At 36.9% G+C, this 19,822-nt stretch carries 19 protein-coding genes; 5 read left to right on the forward strand and 14 right to left on the reverse strand.

Features of this window, described 5'->3' with window-relative positions:
• Nucleotides 1-86 precede the first annotated feature (86 nt).
• Genes ACWV26_RS07805 through ACWV26_RS07855 form a run of 11 tightly spaced genes read right to left on the reverse strand, consistent with a single transcriptional unit; the run spans nt 87 to nt 8,529 of the window.
• On the reverse strand, nt 87-1,052 hold the full coding sequence (locus ACWV26_RS07805; protein ID WP_455897781.1) for an NAD(P)H-dependent flavin oxidoreductase: 966 nt from the start codon (nt 1,050-1,052) through the stop codon (nt 87-89).
• The gene (locus ACWV26_RS07810) at nt 1,049-1,372 is read right to left on the reverse strand and encodes a CHY zinc finger protein (protein ID WP_455897782.1); all 324 of its coding nucleotides are present in this window, start codon (nt 1,370-1,372) and stop codon (nt 1,049-1,051) included. Before ACWV26_RS07810 ends, ACWV26_RS07805 begins: the two co-directional genes overlap by 4 nt.
• A complete protein-coding gene (locus ACWV26_RS07815; protein ID WP_455897783.1) occupies nt 1,373-2,176 on the reverse strand; it encodes an energy-coupling factor transporter transmembrane component T family protein in 804 nt (267 codons plus the stop codon). It lies immediately after the preceding gene.
• Nucleotides 2,169-3,023: an ATP-binding cassette domain-containing protein gene (locus tag ACWV26_RS07820; protein WP_455897784.1), complete on the reverse strand. Its 855-nt coding sequence runs from the start codon at nt 3,021-3,023 to the stop codon at nt 2,169-2,171. The genes ACWV26_RS07815 and ACWV26_RS07820 overlap by 8 nt, the downstream gene beginning before the upstream one ends.
• Nucleotides 3,008-3,808, reverse strand: coding sequence for an energy-coupling factor transporter ATPase (locus ACWV26_RS07825; RefSeq protein WP_455897785.1), 801 nt, complete (start codon nt 3,806-3,808; stop codon nt 3,008-3,010). Before ACWV26_RS07825 ends, ACWV26_RS07820 begins: the two co-directional genes overlap by 16 nt.
• Nucleotides 3,809-4,627, reverse strand: a complete 819-nt coding sequence (locus ACWV26_RS07830) for an SDR family NAD(P)-dependent oxidoreductase (protein ID WP_455897786.1) — start codon at nt 4,625-4,627, stop codon at nt 3,809-3,811.
• Nucleotides 4,624-4,968 carry a MaoC family dehydratase gene (locus tag ACWV26_RS07835; protein WP_455897787.1) on the reverse strand — a complete coding sequence of 115 codons (345 nt, stop codon included), beginning with the start codon at nt 4,966-4,968 and terminating at the stop codon, nt 4,624-4,626. The genes ACWV26_RS07830 and ACWV26_RS07835 overlap by 4 nt, the downstream gene beginning before the upstream one ends.
• Nucleotides 4,946-5,335: an FAS1-like dehydratase domain-containing protein gene (locus ACWV26_RS07840; RefSeq protein WP_455897788.1), complete on the reverse strand. Its 390-nt coding sequence runs from the start codon at nt 5,333-5,335 to the stop codon at nt 4,946-4,948. Before ACWV26_RS07840 ends, ACWV26_RS07835 begins: the two co-directional genes overlap by 23 nt.
• Nucleotides 5,336-6,484 (reverse strand): thiolase family protein, encoded by a 1,149-nt coding sequence (locus ACWV26_RS07845; RefSeq protein ID WP_455897789.1) that lies wholly within the window; start codon nt 6,482-6,484, stop codon nt 5,336-5,338.
• On the reverse strand, nt 6,463-7,962 hold the full coding sequence (locus ACWV26_RS07850; protein ID WP_455897790.1) for an AMP-binding protein: 1,500 nt from the start codon (nt 7,960-7,962) through the stop codon (nt 6,463-6,465). Before ACWV26_RS07850 ends, ACWV26_RS07845 begins: the two co-directional genes overlap by 22 nt.
• A 15-nt stretch (nt 7,963-7,977) precedes the next feature.
• Nucleotides 7,978-8,529: a biotin transporter BioY gene (locus tag ACWV26_RS07855; protein WP_455897791.1), complete on the reverse strand. Its 552-nt coding sequence runs from the start codon at nt 8,527-8,529 to the stop codon at nt 7,978-7,980.
• Between the two features lie 332 nt (nt 8,530-8,861).
• On the opposite strand from ACWV26_RS07855, the gene ACWV26_RS07860 reads away from it, so the two are divergent.
• From ACWV26_RS07860 to ACWV26_RS07870, 3 genes are all read left to right on the forward strand, one after another.
• Nucleotides 8,862-9,701: an EamA family transporter gene (locus ACWV26_RS07860; protein ID WP_455897792.1), complete on the forward strand. Its 840-nt coding sequence runs from the start codon at nt 8,862-8,864 to the stop codon at nt 9,699-9,701.
• Between the two features lie 243 nt (nt 9,702-9,944).
• The gene (locus ACWV26_RS07865) at nt 9,945-11,864 is read left to right on the forward strand and encodes a DUF2334 domain-containing protein (RefSeq protein WP_455897793.1); all 1,920 of its coding nucleotides are present in this window, start codon (nt 9,945-9,947) and stop codon (nt 11,862-11,864) included.
• Between the two features lie 18 nt (nt 11,865-11,882).
• Nucleotides 11,883-13,121, forward strand: a complete 1,239-nt coding sequence (locus ACWV26_RS07870) for a glycosyltransferase family 2 protein (protein WP_455897794.1) — start codon at nt 11,883-11,885, stop codon at nt 13,119-13,121.
• A 61-nt stretch (nt 13,122-13,182) separates the two neighbouring features.
• On the opposite strand, the gene ACWV26_RS07875 is transcribed toward ACWV26_RS07870, so the two are convergent.
• Nucleotides 13,183-14,430 (reverse strand): cysteine desulfurase-like protein, encoded by a 1,248-nt coding sequence (locus ACWV26_RS07875; protein ID WP_455897795.1) that lies wholly within the window; start codon nt 14,428-14,430, stop codon nt 13,183-13,185.
• 316 nt (nt 14,431-14,746) lie between these two features.
• Nucleotides 14,747-16,012 carry a cation:dicarboxylate symporter family transporter gene (locus ACWV26_RS07880; protein WP_455897796.1) on the reverse strand — a complete coding sequence of 422 codons (1,266 nt, stop codon included), beginning with the start codon at nt 16,010-16,012 and terminating at the stop codon, nt 14,747-14,749.
• A 266-nt stretch (nt 16,013-16,278) separates the two neighbouring features.
• On the opposite strand from ACWV26_RS07880, the gene lhgO reads away from it, so the two are divergent.
• Together lhgO and ACWV26_RS07890 are read left to right on the forward strand one after the other, a co-directional pair.
• Nucleotides 16,279-17,508, forward strand: coding sequence for an L-2-hydroxyglutarate oxidase (lhgO, locus tag ACWV26_RS07885; protein ID WP_455897797.1), 1,230 nt, complete (start codon nt 16,279-16,281; stop codon nt 17,506-17,508).
• Nucleotides 17,509-17,512: 4 nt separating this feature from the next.
• Nucleotides 17,513-18,217, forward strand: a complete 705-nt coding sequence (locus ACWV26_RS07890; RefSeq protein ID WP_455897798.1) for a FadR/GntR family transcriptional regulator — start codon at nt 17,513-17,515, stop codon at nt 18,215-18,217.
• A gap of 97 nt (nt 18,218-18,314) precedes the next feature.
• Here the strand turns inward: ACWV26_RS07890 and ACWV26_RS07895 are convergent, their stop codons facing one another.
• The gene (locus ACWV26_RS07895; RefSeq protein ID WP_455897799.1) at nt 18,315-19,763 is read right to left on the reverse strand and encodes a sigma-54 interaction domain-containing protein; all 1,449 of its coding nucleotides are present in this window, start codon (nt 19,761-19,763) and stop codon (nt 18,315-18,317) included.
• Nucleotides 19,764-19,822: the final 59 nt, after the last annotated feature.

Below are 19,822 nucleotides of genomic sequence, written 5' to 3' on the forward strand. Positions count from 1 at the left end.
CGGTTGGGAAATGGCAGGCAGCTTATTTACACATTTGATGGTGAAGAATAGTGACAAGGAAGACTTAATTCAACCAAATGGGTATTTTAAAAGCGAGTTCCCCATCTATTACGTACGGTTTCTGCCTCATGAATCATACTGTTTATTAACTCAGAGACAGTCGGAATATCATGAATCATACCGATTACTTGGCCGCCAAAGGCAAATCCTTCTTCCTTATTTCCTTCATAAATCCATTGTTTGTTAGCAGTACCAGAAATATAATCCTTTATAGCTTCATAGGTAGGTGTGTTTTTTTCGATATCAAGAATTGTTTGTGCGTAGTCATTACGTAAAACCCTAGCAGGTGCTCCAATCAGACGTTTGATGACCATTGTATCAGTCTCGGAACCATCGATTAATGCTTGTTTATAGGATGGGGATGCATGGACGCATTCTTGTGTTGCAATGAACCGGGTACCCATTTCGATTCCCTCTGCACCTAGAGCTAGTGCTGCCATCAAACCACGACCATCTCCAATTCCTCCAGAAGCAATGACTGGGACATTTACGGCGTCTACTACTTGTGGGACTAAAACCATTGTGCCGATATCATCTTTTCCTAAATGGCCACCCCCTTCTTGACCAACAACAATTACAGCATCCGCTCCTTGTTGTTCGGCTTTTTGTGCTTGTCTTCTTGAGGCTACAAGAACTAACGTTTTTGTCGAAGTCGGTTTTAGCATTTGCAAAATAGGGGTAGGGTTACCACCCGTAATGGTCACGACAGGAACTTTTTCGTCAATTGCGACTTGCACACGACTTTCATATCCAATACCATGCATGCCAATCGCAAAATTAACACCAAATGGCTTCGATGTTAATGAACGTAATTTTCTAATTTCATTTCGTAAATCTTCATCCGTTGGTAGACTCATTGCCGTAATTTGGCCCAGCCCACCAGCATTTGAAACAGCTGCCGCTAGTTCCGCGTAAGCTAAATAAGCAAGTCCACCTTGAATAATTGGATAGTCGATTTGAAGTAATTTTGTCATTCGTGTTTCCCAGTTCATTCTGTACCCTCCACTTCAAAGTAAATTGGATAATGCAATTCACATCGATCATTAAATTGTGCATGACAATTTGGACAATGACTAGACTCCATATATTGTTGAATGGTTAACTCTGTTTGACAGGAACCACATAAAATAGCTAATGTATGTAATTGCTCTTTTGACCATCTTTTAATGGGGTGATTGGCATGTTCCTCATGGCATTTATAACAAGGATAGTATCGATTACAACATGCAAACTTGATGGCAATAATGTCTTTTTCAGTATGATAATGTGTACAGCGTGTTTCACTGTCTATTACTGAACCATAAACGTGCATTTAAATTCCTCCTATTTTCAAAAATAATAACATCAGTGCAATAAGAATTGAACTACCCATTATTGAAAAGTCTATTTTTTGAAATTGTAATTGAATATAGTTCGTTCGATTTTTTCCAGTTCCGTAAGCTCTTGCGTCAATCGCATAAGATAATTGCTCTGCTCTTTCAACTGTCGTAAAAAGCAGGGGAATTAACATTGGAATATAAGCAAACAGACGTTTATGGATGGGCAATGTATGTACATCATAACCTCTCGCTTTTTGTGCTAACAGAATGCGCTCTAATTCTTGTAAAATTGTTGGGATAAATCGAATTGCTATGACAATCATCAATGAAAGTTGTTCAACAGGGATGTTCAATTTTGACAAAGGCATCAGCAATCTTGTTAGTCCAGCAGCTAGTGACAGTGGCTTTGTCGTTAAAGTTAAAACAGAAGCTAAAAGCACCAATAAAATAATGCGAAAGACAAATTGAAAACCTTGAATCATTCCATCTGACGTAAGATTAAACCATCCAAATGACCAAATAACCTGTCCTTTTGTCATCAGAGCATGATACAAAAAAGTAAAAGATAGAACAAATAAGAGTGGCTTTAACCCTTTTATAAAAACAGATAGAGGAACATTGGATATTCGTAACAACAGAAAAACAATGAGTGTTGCAACGAAATAACTAGTGATTGTCTCTAACGTTATAAAACTAAGCATGATTACTGAGATACTGATAATTTTTGTTCTTGGGTCTAAACGATGAATGAGTGATGTAGTATCAAAATATTGTCCGATTATAATTGAATTACTCATAATTAACCCTTCTAGCGTTTAATATAGGTAAGACTTTTGTGAAGATATCCTCTTCTTTACAGCTTGCCACTTGAATCTTCTCGCCACAAAGTTCTTCGATTAACTGTAATAGTTGTACGGCATCAGGTAATGATAATCCTCCTTGTTTTAGTAAGGTAGATTTTTCTAAAAAGAGTGTATCCGTCTGAACATGTTCAATTAAATTTCCTTGATGGAAGATCATCACTTCATCCGAATATTGTGCAACGTCATTCATTTGATGTGATACAAAAAGAATGGTTCCATTTGTTTCTAGTTGCCATCGTTTTAATTGTTGCAATAATTTCTTTTGGCTTACGGGGTCTAATCCCGCAGTCGGTTCATCGAGAATTAATAATTTTGGCTTCGTCATTAACACTGAAGCAATCGCGACTCTTCTTTTTTGCCCTCCACTTAATTGAAACGGAACAAGAGGAAGGATATCTTCTGTTAGATCAAAGAGTGGGAGAGTGGAAGCAATTGCATCTGAAATGTTAGATTGTTTCATTCCTTTCATTTTGAGTGCAAAAGATAGTTCTTTTTCTACAGTTGTTTCAAATAATTGATGTTCTGGATATTGAAAAACAAAGCCAATTTCAGGAATGACACAACAATTGCCTTTTGCATCCCGTTTCACAGGTTGTCCATTAATGAAATACTCACCCTGAAAAGGAATTAAGCCCTTTAAAACTTTGGCAAATGTAGATTTTGATGCACCTGTCTGACCGATAATGGATATCCATTTTCCATCATCAATTGTACAGGAGACATTGTGAAGGACTTGATTCTGTCCATAGGATACGGTTACGCTTTTTAATTGGTAGACCATTGTGAACGAATCGCTCCTTTCCAATCTGCAGTTGGTGCAGTTGTTTGTCCTGATAATTGAGAAATGCGTACAGCAAATGGTTGTTGAAGTTGATAATCTTCCACTTGAACTGTTTGAAAAAAGGTTGCAGGTTCCCCATCAAAACATAATTGTCCTTCTGCCACTAGAAGTAGGCGATCTGCATGTAATACTTCATCCATGTGGTGGGTGATATGGATGATTGTCATACCTTCGTGATGAAGTTTTTGCATAATCGCGAGTATCTGGTTTCTACCTTCAGGATCGAGCATAGACGTCGCTTCATCAAAAATAATGATTTCGGGTTTCATCGCTAGTATTGCTGCGATTGCCACACGTTGTTTTTGCCCACCCGATAATTCATGAGGCATTGCATCTAAATATTTATTCATTTTCACAATTTCTAATGCGGAGTGAGCACGCTCAAACATTTCATCTCTTGGCACACCAATATTTTCAAGACCAAAAATGACTTCATCTAAAACTGAAGTTGTGATAAATTGATCTTCTGGATTTTGAAATACAAAGCCCACCTTTTGCCTTAACTTCATTAAATCACTCGCGTTATTTGTATCATGATTAAATACTTGGATGGTTCCTTCTTTAGGAACTAATAGTCCATCGATTAATTTCGCAATCGTCGACTTACCACAACCATTTGGCCCTACAATAGAAGCAAAATCACCTTTTTGAATCGTAAAGCTGATATCATCGAGAATGGGTGTCTCTTTTTTATAATAAAAAGAGACATGATTAAATGACAGCATCTAATCACTTCCTTTTTGTACTTCATAGGTACGGAAAAATGCCTCAGGACTAACAGCAGATTTGGTTGCTTTTGGTTTTTCCCATCTAGTAATTTTCTTGCCATTGACTCCAAAGATTTCACCTGTTATACGATCATCTTTGTAACGCAGCAATTCACCGATAAAAAAGGCAATATCATCTGATAATCCAACCTTCCAAAATTCAGGGAAAGGCTCATTACGCTTGGCGTATTTTTCTGTTAAATGTTCAATTACGGGTCTTGTCATATCCGTTAGAGCAGCTGGCGATATGGCATTAACTCGAATGGAGAAAGGTTTTAATTCGCTAGCAAGTGTATAAAGCATGCCGAGAAGTCCCGCTTTTGCCGCACTATAATTTACTTGACCAACTGAACCCATTAATCCGGCAGTAGAAGTCATCAGAATAATATCGCCGCCATTCATTAAATAGGGCAATACACGACGTATACAATAAAACGCACCATTCAAATGAACATCAATGACAGATTGCCACTGTTCATCTGTCATTTTTATACATTTTTGATCTACTAAATTACCTGCATTATGTATCAGGACATCAATTTGTCCAAATGTTTCAATAGTAAATGCAACAAGAGCGGAAACGTCAGATGCAACAGCTATATTTGCGCAATAACCAGCGGCTTTTCCACCAATCGCATGAATATCCGCAACAACTTCATCTATTAGCGTTTGATTGGTTCCATTGACCACAACACAATAATCAGAGCGACTAAGATGTTTTGCAATGCTTTTTCCGATACCCCTCGTGGATCCTGTAATTAATACAACCTTTTTCATTGATTCCATTCCTTTACATAGAGAGTTCCTAAAGCTATTTTTTGTTGAGTGGCAGTAGAAAGTTGAACTTGTACATGATTACCTTGTATTTCAAAATGAAATTCAACATCTTGATCCACTAATAATGATTGCTGGAAGCGCATTTCATATTGCTCAATCCAAATGTTTGGATGTGTTTGTAAATAGAGCGATTGTGCAAGGCCCATTAAATACATGCCATGTGCAATAGGACGGTCAAACCCTAACTTTTGTGCGGCACTTTGGTCAATGTGGATTGATGCATTATCGTTTGAGACCTTTGCATAATGCTTAATTTCTTCAGAGCTGATGAACTTTTTCATTGGTTTCACCTACCTGAATGAGTATAGTAGTTGCTTTGACGATTAATTTCCCTTTGCACGTACAAGTTAGACAATACGTAAATAATGTTAGCTTTCCAGTACTCCCTTTTTTCTCTTCTGTTTTTAGAAGTTGGAGTTCACAGTCTAAGATCATACCGGCCGTAACCGGTTGTTCATAGTAGAATTTTTGAAATCCATGTAACATAGGAACTTGGTCAGACGTTTCCTTAAAAAATTGCCAAAAAACAACAGGCATTGTAGAAGGTGCAACTAACTTTCCTTGTAAGAGTTGAATAGGGGAGTGAATGCTATCTGCATATTCCCGAATCCATTTTGCGGATACTTGTATTTGTTGGACAGTCGTCATTCAGATCGCCTCCACTAGAGTAGCAATACCGATTCCTCCGCCGATTCCAAGAGTTGCCATCCCTCTTTTATAGGGTTCGATGAGCATTTCATGAAATAGCCGAGTCATTAATATGGCTCCGGATGCTCCATAAGGATGACCTAGAGCAATGGCACCTCCACCTCGATTTACCTTATCAATTTGGATATCAAGTTCCTTTAAGCTAGCTAAAACTTGTGAAGCAAATGCTTCATTGAACTCAACGACATCCACATCTTGGATAGAAAGATTAGATCCGGTCAATAATTTTTGAACTGCAGGTACAGGTCCAATTCCTAAATAATTGGGATCAACACCAGCTACTTTTGCATCGACCAATTTTAAAATAGGCTTGAGGTGAAGTTCACGACATTTATCTAGAGACATGATTAATAAAAGGGCTGCTCCATCATTTAATGGACAAGCATTTCCCGCTGTTACGGTCCCGTCTTTTAAAAAAACAGGGGAGAGTTTATGTAACTTTTCCAGGCTTGTATTTGTCCTTGGACATTCATCTTGGAATATCCATTGCCCATCCACTTCAATGGGAACAATCTCTTTTTGAAATCTATCTGTTTGAATAGATTGAATTGCCTTTTGATGACTGAATAAGGCAAATTCATCTTGTTCTTCTCTAGAAATGCCATATTTTTTGGCTACATTTTCTGCAGCTATCCCCATATCTGGATCCCCATATTTACTCGGTGTAAAAGGGGCACGTGAATATGGTTCAGGCATACCGTTTAGCGATAAAGGTTTTTTCATCTTCCAAGGTGCTCGACTAGTACTTTCAACGCCACCTGCAAGATAGATGTCTCCGGCGCCACTTTGTACCATACGCATAGCGATATTAATCGCTTCTAAGCCGGATCCACATTGTCTATCTATTGTCATACCAGGTACAGTAACAGGAAGGTCTGCTTCTAAAGCTGACATTCTAGCAATATTCCCACCAGGACCGACAACATTTCCGATAATTACATCATCTATGATATGCTTCTCCACCTGTATTTCTTGTAAAATATCCTTAATTAATGGTGCTAGTAGTTTTTCTGGCTCCAACGAACAAAACTTGCCGCCAACTTTACCGATAGGCGTGCGTTTTGCCATTACAATGACAGCATCTCGCATGACATCACCTTCTTTAAATAGTCTTTCATTTTTTGACGTGCAATTTTGCCACTACTTGTGTAGATAAATTGTTCTACAGTGAAGATTTCCTTGGGACATTTATAGCTTGGCAAATACTGTTCGCCAAAAGTCTTGATATCTTCAGATGTTAAAGCTTGTGAATCTTTCCACTGAATGATTGCAGTAACTTTTTCACCCCAATAAGGATCGGGAAGTCCAAGCACCATCACTTCTTCGATTGCTGGGATTGATTTTAAAATTAACTCAACTTCCTCTGGGTAAATATTAAGTCCACCAGAAATAATCATATTTTTTGCTCGTCCAGCAATATATAAATAGCCGTCTTCATCCTCATAGACGTAATCACCTAATTTGAGCCAACCTTGTTTAAATACATTATTGGTTTCATCAGGCATCTCAAAATAACCTGAAAACATCATATTGCTATGAATAAATAATTGGCCAACCTCACCATGAGGTACTTCATTGAAATCATTATCACGAATTGAAATCTTGACACCTGGAAAAGGCTTTCCAACTGAGCCTGAATGATTATCAACATTTATATCAAAATAGCTGATGTAACTAGCTTCAGATGAACCATAAAACTCAAATAGCTTCGTGTTTCCAAAAACTTCTTTTGCTTTTCGTTTGGATTCTTCATTCCATTTTGAGCCTGAGCTAATAAGTGCTTGGATTGGCGAAGTTCTCGTAACAGTTTCTAAAAGTTTCTCGATCATAGTCGGTACAACAAATAAAATCATATCTGGCGTTTTTTCACATCGTCTTATCACTTCATCTGCATTAAAGGAAGTAAATAAGTGAAATGTCGCACCACAATATAAACTTTGCATGACTGCAAATAAAGAAAGGGATTGTACAAAAGGACCGGGTGCTGCTATATCCTCCATTTTGCTAAATTGAAATGCATCATTTGTCGCCTCAAAACTTTCAACCCAAGAAAGAGGGGTTCTTAAATAACCTTTAGGAATACCAGTAGTACCAGAAGTAAAGGCAATAAACAATACGTCATTTGTTTTGTATTCAGGTAATTCATTCAGAGTTTCTAACCATTTAGAATAGGAGCCTTCTTCATCGTTTGAAAATGTTATAACAGTATCCAAACCATTAGTGCGATTGAGAAGATTTTTTTGTACATGGTCAACCTCAGAGAAGATTACGTTTGGCTGACATTTCTCAAGAATCACTTTTAACTCGTTTGAACTCCATTTAGGGTCGAGCGGGACAGGAATACATCCGGCATACATAATACCAAGGAAAACTTCTACAAATTCTATCCGATTTTTCGATAAAATAGCGATTCTTTCATTGTCACATCCGATTTGCTGTAAGCCATATGCGACCTTCTTCATTTTTTCTACTAATTCGGAATAGGTCTGCTCAATTTGACCGTCTGATAAAGCAACATTATTGGGGTGAGTCATTGCGTTCTGTACTATTGATTCTATGACTTCCATGTCATCACACCCGATCTACTGATTGATTTTTTGTTCGATTGGACTAATCGATTTTAATTGAACGGCAAGAAGTGCTACGATAATGGCTTTGATCGTGTCTCCTGGTAAAAACGCTGTAGCTCCGACAAGACCTGCCCAAACAGATGTATTTGTAATGATTGCCATAATTGGTGCACCGATTAAACTTACTAGTAAAACACCAAATATGAAGTTAACTATAAATAGTTTCCAAGATTTTAAAGAACCCCATACTTTTTCTGTTGCATAACCAATTAAGAATGTTACAAGTGGCCAGCTAAATATGTATCCTGCAGATGGTCCTACCAAAGTAGATAGACCTCCACGTCCACCTGACAAAATAGGTAAACCTAAAGCGACTAAAATGATAAATAATATCAAGCTAATTGCGCCTGTCTTTTTTCCTAAAAAGCAGCCAGCAAGCATGACGCCAAGTGTTTGTGCTGTAATTGGTACGGGTATAAAACCAAGTGAAATCGGGGGAATCATGCCTAATACCGCGATTAATGCCGTAAATAATGCTGCGTAAACCATTTCTTTTGTTGTCATTGTACTACCTCCAAAAAATAATATAATTTATAATTGTCTTACAACTTATGGCAATATAATATCGCATCCTTAAAAATATGTAAACTATTATTTTGTTTTGGTTAACGCAAATGATATAAATTGTGTGTTTATCTATTAATTACCCGGCTAAAAATATGTTGGATGGAGATGAAATAAGCCACTCAATACTTTTATAAAAATGTATTAAATTCTCTCTTTTAAGCTTCTAATCTACCAACTTTATGCGAGATATGACGTAAATAGAAAAATTTCATTAACTTTCACAATCTTCATATTAAAATTAGCATTATTAATATGAGAGAAGGATTTATATGTGGATTGTTACAGCAATTTTGACGATGTTTTGTTTTGGCATCAATAACCTAATCTTCAAAGCTACAGCAGGAAAAGGTATGTCAAAAGTACATATGCAGTTTTTCTTTTACCTCGTTGCCTTTTTGTTAATGTTTGGGTATGGAATGATGAAAGGCTTCGCACCTTTTAATCTATTAACCATCGTACTCGGTGCATTAATTGGTATTTTAAATGCAAACGGGAATATGCAAATGACAAAGGCATTTGAAAAAGGACCTGCAAGTTTAACATCACCAATTATTAGTACATATACCATCATACCGATTTTCAGTGCAGCCCTTATTTTCCATGAGCACATTTCACTAATTCAGTGGATTGGCATTATCGTTATGCTTGCATCAGCAATAGTCATTCAATATAGCCCGGGGAGCACAGTAAACAACATTAACTATATGCCATGGATCTATAGAATTTTGCTATCCATGCTTTGCTTCGGCATTCTTGGTGTGTTGATGAAAACCTCTTCACACTTACAAATCGATTCCATCAATACACTCGTTTGTATGTACGGCGGTGGAGCTGTTTATCTAATCATGCAAAGTATCATCACAAAAGAAAAATGGCTCCGCACTGAAGTGAAATTCGGCACCATTATCGGATGCTTCAGCGTCATCGGCTACAGTAGCTACTTCTTTGCACTAGACACAGGAATCGCAACAATCGTATTCCCAATCGTCAGCTTAAGCTGTTTAGTCGTAGTCCTTGGCAGTGTATTGGTCTATAAAGAAAAAATGAAAACCTATCAAATTATCGGAGTACTAACTGCCATTGCAGGGATTGTCCTTACGAAAATATGATTTTTATTGATGGAGAATTAAATTGTTTGAGTGGTTTAGTTGGTCTAACCCAAAAGTAAGTTGCTTTAATCTCCAATACGACTTAATCAAAATAATGTGCAATCATCACATTATTTTGGCTAAGTCGTATTTTATTTATCCTAAAATAACAAATTGAGCATTTTACATAAGAATTAATTGTTACAAATGCGGGTATATTGTGTATTGTAAGAATTTCTGAAATGTATGAAGTTGGAGGAGAATATGGCTGTTAAGAGTAAGAGATGGAAAAGTGTAGGTATAGTTGCAATTGCCGTAGTTGTTGCAGTGTCTATATTCTTATATCGAATTACTTTTACTGGGGAGAACATCTATCCAAATATAAAAAAGTACCATGCGATGATTCGACTTGAAGATATTGGTCCTGGTGGGAATTATGGTAGCGTAGAAGGGTTAGGTAAGTTACGTGCTGTGATGGAGTATATTCAGTCTAAGAAAATTCCTTACCATATGGCTGTTATACCTAGGTGGATAAATGTCGAAGACGATGGTACATGGAAGGAAAGAGGAATTGATGATTCCCATCCTGATTTAGTCGTAAGCCAGTTGATCAAATTACTTCAAACTGGTGAAAAAAATGGAGCAGTCTTAGGGATGCATGGATATAGTCATCAATTTGGTGATTCCATCCAACCTTCAGACAATCAGAATTCTGGGACGGGGTATGAGTTTAGTGTAAAAGGTATGCCAGAGACGAAAGAAAGTTCCTATGCTGCTGAGCGAATTACCCAAAGTATAAATGCATTTGAAAAAGCTGGATTACATCCGTCATTTTGGGAAACACCACATTATCATGACACAAGGACTCAGGAGAAAGTGTTCCGCTCTTTCATAGGAGTCCTGTTTCAGCCGGATTATTTTTCACTTCGTACGTTTAAAGATATGAATGTTTACGATACGACTAATTCTTATGGGAAAAGTAGTTTAGGTTCTATTTATGTGCCTACAACATACAGTTATGTTGCGGATGGAAAATCAGTCGACAGAATGTTATCAAAGGCGGCAAAAGATGATCGTCTTGCATCCTTTTACTTTCATCCATTTCTAGAATTCCTTTATTTGGAAGAACAGCGTGGAGCAGATGGAAAGCAATTAATTAAAGATGGATTACCTGTTTATAAATATAAAGAGGAAGGCACAAAGTCTTATCTTCATAGGTTATTGGATGGTTTCGAAAAGGAAGGATATCGCTTTATGTCTCTCCATGATATCGTTCCGTTTACACCTGCACATCGTGTGACATTGCCTCCTAAAACGAAAGCAAAACAAATTTTGCTGGGAAATGTGACGGGGCATGGACATACCGATGTGATTATCGTTGAAAAGAATCAAGTGCAAGTAATTTCACAAAATTTTTCACTTCCGCGAAATCGTGCGCAGCCTGAATCTGAAATTTGGCTAAAACGCAACTTTACATCTGAAGAAGAGCTGATTCTTTCTGATTGGAACAGCGATGGTAAACAAGACTTGATTGGCTACAATAAAAAAAATGGAGAGCTTTGGATTTCATGGGCAGGAGAAGGTAAGTTTTTACCTCCGACCAAACTTTCTAAACTACCAACTGGTCTTCATTTCTTGCAAAGCGTCCAATCTCAAAATGGTATACGTATGATTGCCAAACAATTAGGGCATATTAAATCGATTGATTATGTTAATCAGAAAATTGTCATCAACACTTCAAAAACCCTTGTTCCAAAAAATTCGAAACTATACATAGGACGATTTGACAACTCTTATCAAAACGACATCCTTTGTGTATCACAGAAAGACCGTCAACTATCCATTCTCTATTCTATGGGAAACGGACAATACACTCATCCAAAAATAATTCAAGGCATCCATTTAAAATTGGGCGATCAAGTTCTTGTAGGTGATCCGAATGGAGATGGTAAAAGCGATGTAATCGTATATACATCAAAGACGGGGATATTTCGAGTGTACGAAAACAAGGGAAATCATCAGTTTATCCCTCTAGATAATGACTTTGGTCCCTGGGCTCATGGGAAAGGGCGAATCGGATTTGTTGCTGACTTTGATGGCAATGGAAAAACAGATATTGGTTCTTACGATGATTCAAAATATGTATTAGATATCGCTCTGTCTTATCAAAGTGAGAACCCTTAATATCGAAAGGAAGAAATAATGCATCTATTTTTGGTAATTATAGCTAACATATTGCAAGTAGTTATTTTGTCCATTACAATTTTTCAATTGATCATCAGTTTTGCTGGGTATAGAAAGGAAAAAGCAGGACTAGCACTGAAAAATGCACCTGAAAAAACATTTGCTATTCTTGTAGCAGCGCACAATGAAGAAAAGGTAATCGCACCACTATTAGAAAATCTCAAGAACTTAAAATACCCGAAGAAATTATATGATATTTTCGTTATTTGTGATAACTGTACAGACCAGACCGCTAAAATTGTAAAAAAACACGGCGTTCATGCAATGGAAAGATTTGATGAAGAACGAAGAGGGAAAGGCTATGCAGTTGAATGGATGCTTAATCATCTATGGCAAAGGAAGCGTCAGTTCGATGCAGTGGTTATATTTGATGCAGATAATTTAGTAAGTGAAAACTTTTTACTGGAGATGAATCATAAGCTTCAGAACGGCGATCGAGTGATACAAGCCTATGTTGAAACGAAAAATCCATATGACTCATGGGTTACACTTTCCTATGCCATTACGTATTGGTTCATGAACCGTTTATGGCAGCAAGCAAGACAAAACTTAGGGATGCCTAACACTTTGGCTGGTACAGGCATGTGTTTCGAAGCTGCATTACTCAAAGAAATCGGTTGGAATGCCACATCACTAACAGAAGACGTAGAATTTACTGCGCAATGTGTCATGAAAGGAATCTATCCTTCGTGGGCAAATAATGCAATAGTTTATGATGAAAAACCACTCACACTTAAAAGCTCAATCAGACAAAGAGTACGTTGGATTAGAGGGCATACAGAATGTGCAAGAAGATATATGATCCCGCTTCTTGGACTTGCGATGAAAAGACGTAGCTTTTCTCAACTCGATGCTGCATTTTACTTATTCCAGCCAATCCGGTTCGTCTGCGTAGCAGCAGTATGGGTCATGACTTATTTGCAAATTGCTACACCATTATCTAAGCAATTCGCTTTACTAAAGTTAGTTCCAGATTGGGGTTGGATTGCGCTCAGCATCATCTTATTTATGCAATTTCCACTAGTCATGATGCTAGAGAAAAAGCCATTAAAATCGTATCTGGGTCTACTATTATTCCCGGTGTTTCAATTTACATGGTTCCCAATCACAATAATAGGGTGCTTCACTAGTCACAATAAATCCTGGAATCATACAGTCCACACACGTTCTATCCGGTTGGAGGATATGAAGGAATAGATTTGTACTTATAAAAAACCGCTTGGCATTAGCCAAGCGGTTTTACTCATTTTTATAGGATTTATTTAATTTTACTCGTTACATTCTTCGCCTTCATATAGTTCTTTATCGCAGAAACAAGTAGCTCTGTTTCTTCTAATGTATTATAAGGTGCAAAACCAGCACGAATCCAGCCACCCGTTTCAGCAAGACCTAGTTTTTTACAAAGCGTAGAGGCATAGAAATCACCACTTGCGATGAAGATGGCATAGTTCTCGGCTAACCACTTACATATTTCTACCGAATCTACTCCTTTTATAGTAAAAGCAACTGTAGGAGTTTTCGCCACATTATCTGGTGCTTGATACAATGTAACTTCAGGTATAATAGCAAGTTCGTTACGAAGTTTTTGCGCTAATGTATTTTCATGTTCCTCAATTTCATTATAAGCATCGATAATTTTTTCTCTTCGACTTACACCTGAGCCAAGACTAGCAATAAAATCAACCAAAGCTTCGATTGAAGCAATGGCTTCATGATTTTGTGTACCCGTTTCTAACTTATCTGGAATATAGGTTGGGGCTGGTTGCAATTTATAAACGGGTAGTTGCTGGAATAATCCTTCTTTGATAACAGCAATCCCGATGTGAGGGCCGAAAAATTTATAAGCAGAGCAAAGTAAAATATCGACACCTAATTTGTCACGATCAATAGCAAAATGGGGGACTGCATGAACGCCATCTACAATCACAAGCGCTCCCATTTCATGTGCACGCGCAACAATCTTTTTGATATCTGTTATTGTACCAATTACATTCGAAGCCAGTGTCACTGCCACAAGCTTCGTATTTTCATCAATTAAATCTACTAGATAAGAAAGATTGAGCGTTAATGTCTCAATATCAACAGGCATATAACGGACCTCTGTTTTTGTATCATGTGCTGCAGTCGCCCATGAATCCACATTTGAACGATGATCCAGTTCAGAAACAACAATATTATCTTTGCTAGTCCATGACTTAGAAAGGGCACGTGAAATAGAAAACATAAGTGAAGTAGAGTTTTGACCAAAAGCCACCTCACAAGGTTTAACACCAACTAAATCGGCAACTGCCTTTCGAGCATTTTCAAAATGTTGTTCCGTTTCTTTGCTTGTCGGGAATTCACCATGTAGATTTGCCCCTCCATTTGACATATACTCAACCATCGCATCCATCACATTTTTAACCACCTGAGATCCACCAGGTCCGTCCAAATAAACTGCTTTCTCCCCATTATATGTGCGATTCAAAGCTGGAAACTGCTCACGAACTTTATCAATATTGACCATTTAACAAACACCCCTTTTGTTTAAATGAAATGCCTTACAATAGTTATACGATAACTATTCAGGCATTCCTGCAGAGAGGGGAGAATAATTAAATTTCAACATCTTCCTTGATGATTCAAACGATTTTAGACTTTTGAACAGAAAAATGACACCTTTTTGAATGAACCAGTTACTCAAAGAAAGGTGTCACAAAATTAATAAAATCAATTTTTATTATTAAATAGGGGGCGTTTCAAAAAGATTATTACACGTCTATTCAATATATTTACGAAAAATTTTTTAAACTAGAACATTTAATTCTCAATTTGATTTGTTACTAAATTACTTCTTTGTTTGTTAAAATAATATGTTCATCAGTTTCAATATCAAATTGTTTCTCCCACTTAGACATTACTACTGCAGCCAATGCATTTCCTACTACATTAACCGTAGCACGACCCATATTTAATAGGAAATCAACACCAGCTATAAAGGCCAACCCTTCAAGTGGTAGACCAGCAGCACCTAAAGTAGCTAAAAGAACGACAAAAGATGCACCAGCCACCCCTGCAATTCCTTTAGAAGTTACAGCTAAAATTAGAACTAATGTAATTTGTTCAGTTAAAGACATATCTATTCCGTAAAGTTGAGCAATAAATATTGCTGCAATTGCTTGGTATAAAGTAGAACCATCTAAGTTAAAAGAGTATCCTATTGGAATTACAAAAGAAACAATTGATTTCGGACAACCGAATTTCTCCATTTTCTCCATGAGTTTTGGAAGAACCGTTTCGGAAGTAGCAGTAGAGAATGTAAGGATTAATTCTTCCTTCAGAAGTTTTAGCATCTTAATAAAATCAACTTTAAACAGTTTAGCTATTAGCCCTAAGCAAACGATGACAAAAAAGAACATGGCTCCATAAGTTACAAGAATTAATTTTCCTAATGGGACAAGGGAACTGAGCCCAAATTTAGAAACAGTTACACCTATTAATCCAAAAACACCAAATGGTGCAACTTTCATGACAAGACCAACTACATAAAACATCGCACTCGAAACACTAACAAAGAAGTTTAAAACAGGTTCTCCTTTTTCACCGATTGCTGCGACCCCTAACCCAAAAAGTACAGAAAAGAAGATAACTGATAATAATTGTCCATTTGCCATAGATTCAAAAATATTTGTTGGAACGATATTAATGATGAAATCTAAATGTCCACCATTTTCGATTTGCTTTTCGGTTTGAACATAGTTAGAAATATCACCTTTTGTCAGTTCATTCAAATTAATCCCTGTTCCAGGATGAAAGACATTCGCGAATAGTATTCCTAAAATAATAGCTACTGTAGTAACGACTTCAAAATATAATATAGTCTTAAATCCAAGTTTACCTAGCTTCTTAGCATCCCCTAATCCAGCGACACCAACAATAATACTAGAAATTACAATCGGAACAACAACCATTTTAATCAAGTGTAAAAAGATATCTCCTAATGGCTTTAAATACGTTTCAACCCCGGGGTTTTTATAGAAGATAGCACCTACAATAATACCTAATAAAAGACCAGTTAAAATTTGAAATGGCAATCCGAATTTTTTCATATGATTGATTCCTCCTTTTTATTGTGGTTGATCTTGTAAACAAAAAAACATTGCGCTAGATTGAAAAGTAATACCAATTGTTGTAATACAAAAAATATCTGTATTTGTAATACAACTTTTGTTAAAGAGCTTGATTATTAGTGATAAAAGATATAATATTGTGATAATTCAAAAAATAACCTTGAAATTAGTATACGAAACCGTTTTCAATCCGTCTACACTTTTTTATTTGTATTACATATTTTTATTGAGAGGGGACAAGAAAAATGTATGATTATATAATTATTGGTGGGGGAATTGTGGGCTTGTCTACCGGTTATGCACTAACTGAGTGTTATCCTCATGCGAAAATTGCTATATTTGAAAAAGAAAATACACTTGCTCACCATCAAACGGGTAATAATAGTGGGGTTGTTCATTCTGGGATTTACTATAAACCAGGAAGCTTTAAAGCTAAGTTTGCACGTGAAGGAAATGCAGCCATGATTTCGTTTTGCAAAAAACATGGAATAGCTTATGACGTATGTGGTAAGGTAATCGTTGCAACAGAGCAAGATGAGCTACCATTAATGGATAATTTATATGCGCGTGGCTTACAGAACGGATTGAAAGTAGAGAAAATAGGGGTTGAAAGACTAAGTGAGATTGAACCGCATGTAAGAGGGCTTGGAGCAATTCATGTTCCAAGTTGCGGAATTGCTGATTACAAAGGGGTTTCTGAAACCTTTGCTCGTCTTATTCAAGACAGAGGTGGTGAAGTACATCTTTCCACTAAAGTAGAAAAGATAAACGAGAGAACTGACGGTGTCACGATTGAAACAAATCAAGGGACATTTCATTCACATTTTCTTATTAACTGTGCCGGACTACATAGTGACCGAGTTGCAAGTATGAGCGGATTGCGGACTGAAGCCAAAATCATACCATTCAGAGGGGAATATTATGAATTGGTACCAGAGAAACGACATCTTGTAAAAAATCTGATTTACCCAGTACCAAACCCTGATTTTCCTTTCCTAGGAGTGCATTTCACCCGTATGATTAATGGAGAAGTTCACGCTGGACCGAATGCTGTGCTGAGCTTTAAACGGGAAGGCTATAAAAAAACAGACTTTAACTTCAAAGACTTTTTTGAAGTAATGACATACGCAGGTTTTTGGAAAATGGCAATGCCGAATATGAAGGAAGGTATAAATGAAATGATCCGTTCCTTCAGTAAACAGGCATTTTTACGTAGCTTGCAGCGACTCATCCCAGAATTAACGGAGAAAGATATAGTGCCAACTCATGCAGGTGTAAGAGCACAGGCAATTATGCAAGATGGAAGTATGGTTGACGACTTCTTAATAGATTCTAAAGGACGTTCTATTCATATTTTGAATGCGCCTTCACCAGCTGCAACTGCTTCAATTTCCATTGGTCGAGCAATCAGTGAACAAGTTCCACAGTCACCCAATATAATAACGTTTTCCAATCAAATCGCCAAAGGAAGGTAGAAATTTGAAGCAAAAAGAAAAAGTATCACAAAAAATATCGCGTGAATTACTATTGATGATTGAAAATGGAAAGTTTCCACCAGGATCAAAACTTCCTACAGAGATGGAGTTAGCCGATTTATTTGGTGTCAGTCGAATGCCTATTCGTGAAGCCTTAAGTGTTTTAAGAGCAATGGGAATCATCTCTTCTCAACAAGGTGGAGGAAGTTATGTAGAAGAAGCTATTCCATCCTCATTAACTCAACACTTTCAAATTCAAAAAGCGGACGGAGAAAGTATACGACACCTATTTGAAATGCGGAAAATCTTAGAACCAGAAGCGGCTTATCTAGCTGCAAGCAGACGAACATCTGATGAATTAGAAAAAATGCGAGAAGTACTAAAATGGATGGAACATGATTTTAATATTAAGGAAAAGACAGGTAGAGAAGCTGATTTTGAATTTCATCGTTCTATTATTCAAGCTACACACAATTCTGTAATGGTTCTTATGCTAGAAAACCTGTCTTCTCTTTACAATAAGGTATTAGACATTACGCTTAAACAAAATGTTGGACTCGTACGAAAAAGAGAAATCGTTTATAAAGAACACGAAAATATTTTTCTAGCAATTGAAGCTGAAGAACCAGATCTTGCTAAGGTACAGTCCATCATTCACTTGAAAAACGTAGAAAAGAAAATTCATTTATTTTTAAATAGTGAATTGTAAAACAATGCGTTAGGTCACATCAATTGCAATCGCAGTTTCGTATTTGATTCCGGGGACTCGAAAAGGTTCTAATCGAGTTTCTCCCGGTTCAATATCGCTAAACTTTATTCACAAAGGTTTTACTTTCTTCAACTATCAGCTGGATATTATACTTCCTTATCCTCCTCATAAGTAATGATTGCGTAACACCTAAAATTTTGGCGGCTTTTCTAGTCGAGTTTTCTTTCTCTAAGGCATCAATAATCATCTTTTTTTCCATCTCTTCTAAAATCTCTTGCATTGTCGCCTTATTTAAATTGTTTGGTAAGTTGAAATTGTCGTTTTGCTCTATCATTTTTTGGGGGAGGTCTATTTCTTCAATAATCTCGTCCTCAGATAAAATCACAAGACGTTCGATTAAATTTTCCAACTCACGCACATTCCCTGGCCAGGAATATTGCAAAAATGTTTTGAGTACCCCATTAGAGAAGTGCTTTCTTGTATTATATTTATCATTAAACAGATTTAAAAAATAAATGGCCAGATTCTCAATGTCGTCACGGCTATCACTTAAAGCCGGTATTTTTACTGTTAATATATTCATTCGATAAAACAAATCTGAACGGAAATTACCTTCAGATACCATACTTTCCAGGTCCCTGTTAGTAGCTGCAATAATTCTTACGTCCGCTTGTTTGGGTTTCCTGGCGCCAATTGGCAAATAAGTTTTTGACTGAATAAAGTGTAATATTTTCGCTTGCATATGTAACGGTATTTCTCCTATTTCATCCAAAAATAAAGTTCCTCCTTCTGCAGCTTTAATTAATCCTGTTTTCCCCTTCGAAGTTGCCCCAGTGAATGACCCTTTTTCATAGCCGAATAGCTCTGACTCGAGCAAGGATTCGGGTATTGACGCACAATTAATTTGTACAAAAGGTCCGGTTCTTCTTTTGCTTAACGAATGAATCCTTTCTGCCGTAAGACTTTTCCCCGTACCTGTTTCACCTACGATTAAGGACATTGCGTCTACTGTAGCAATCTTTTCAATAATATTATTAGCAGTAACGCGACTATTGCTTTTCCACTCAAAGTCGATATATTCAACACCGTTACTATTTGCCTCTATATTTGTGAGCTTACGTATATAAGAACTGTACTTTTCCAATAACTCTTCGATTTCCTGTAACTTAGTTGCATTTTTTACGACTTCCGTTATATCTCGGCAATGAGCGACGGCAGCGATTACTTTTCCTTCTTTATTTTTAACCAAATGCCCTGTTGCAATATAGCGTCTCCCTTCAGCAACTTCTTGTACAACACTAACATTTTTCCCTTCTTCAAGGGCCTTAAGGATAACAGATGGTTTAAATACACCCTTCTTTTCTAGTTCTCTAACATTTCTTCCAATAATTACACTCCTGGGAAGACAGAACATCGATTCACTCACGGAATTTATCCACAATGTTGTTCCTTTGTGATCTGTAATATAGATTGCATCATCAATAGATTCCAAAATTTCAATAAATAATTCTGGATTTTGATAAAACGAGTCAAACAATTTCTCCAAATCCTTCCACCATCCCTATTTTTGAGTCTAATCCGATTCAGCTATATCCAAACGGTATA

It is taken from the genome of Rummeliibacillus sp. JY-2-4R (assembly GCF_053847205.1).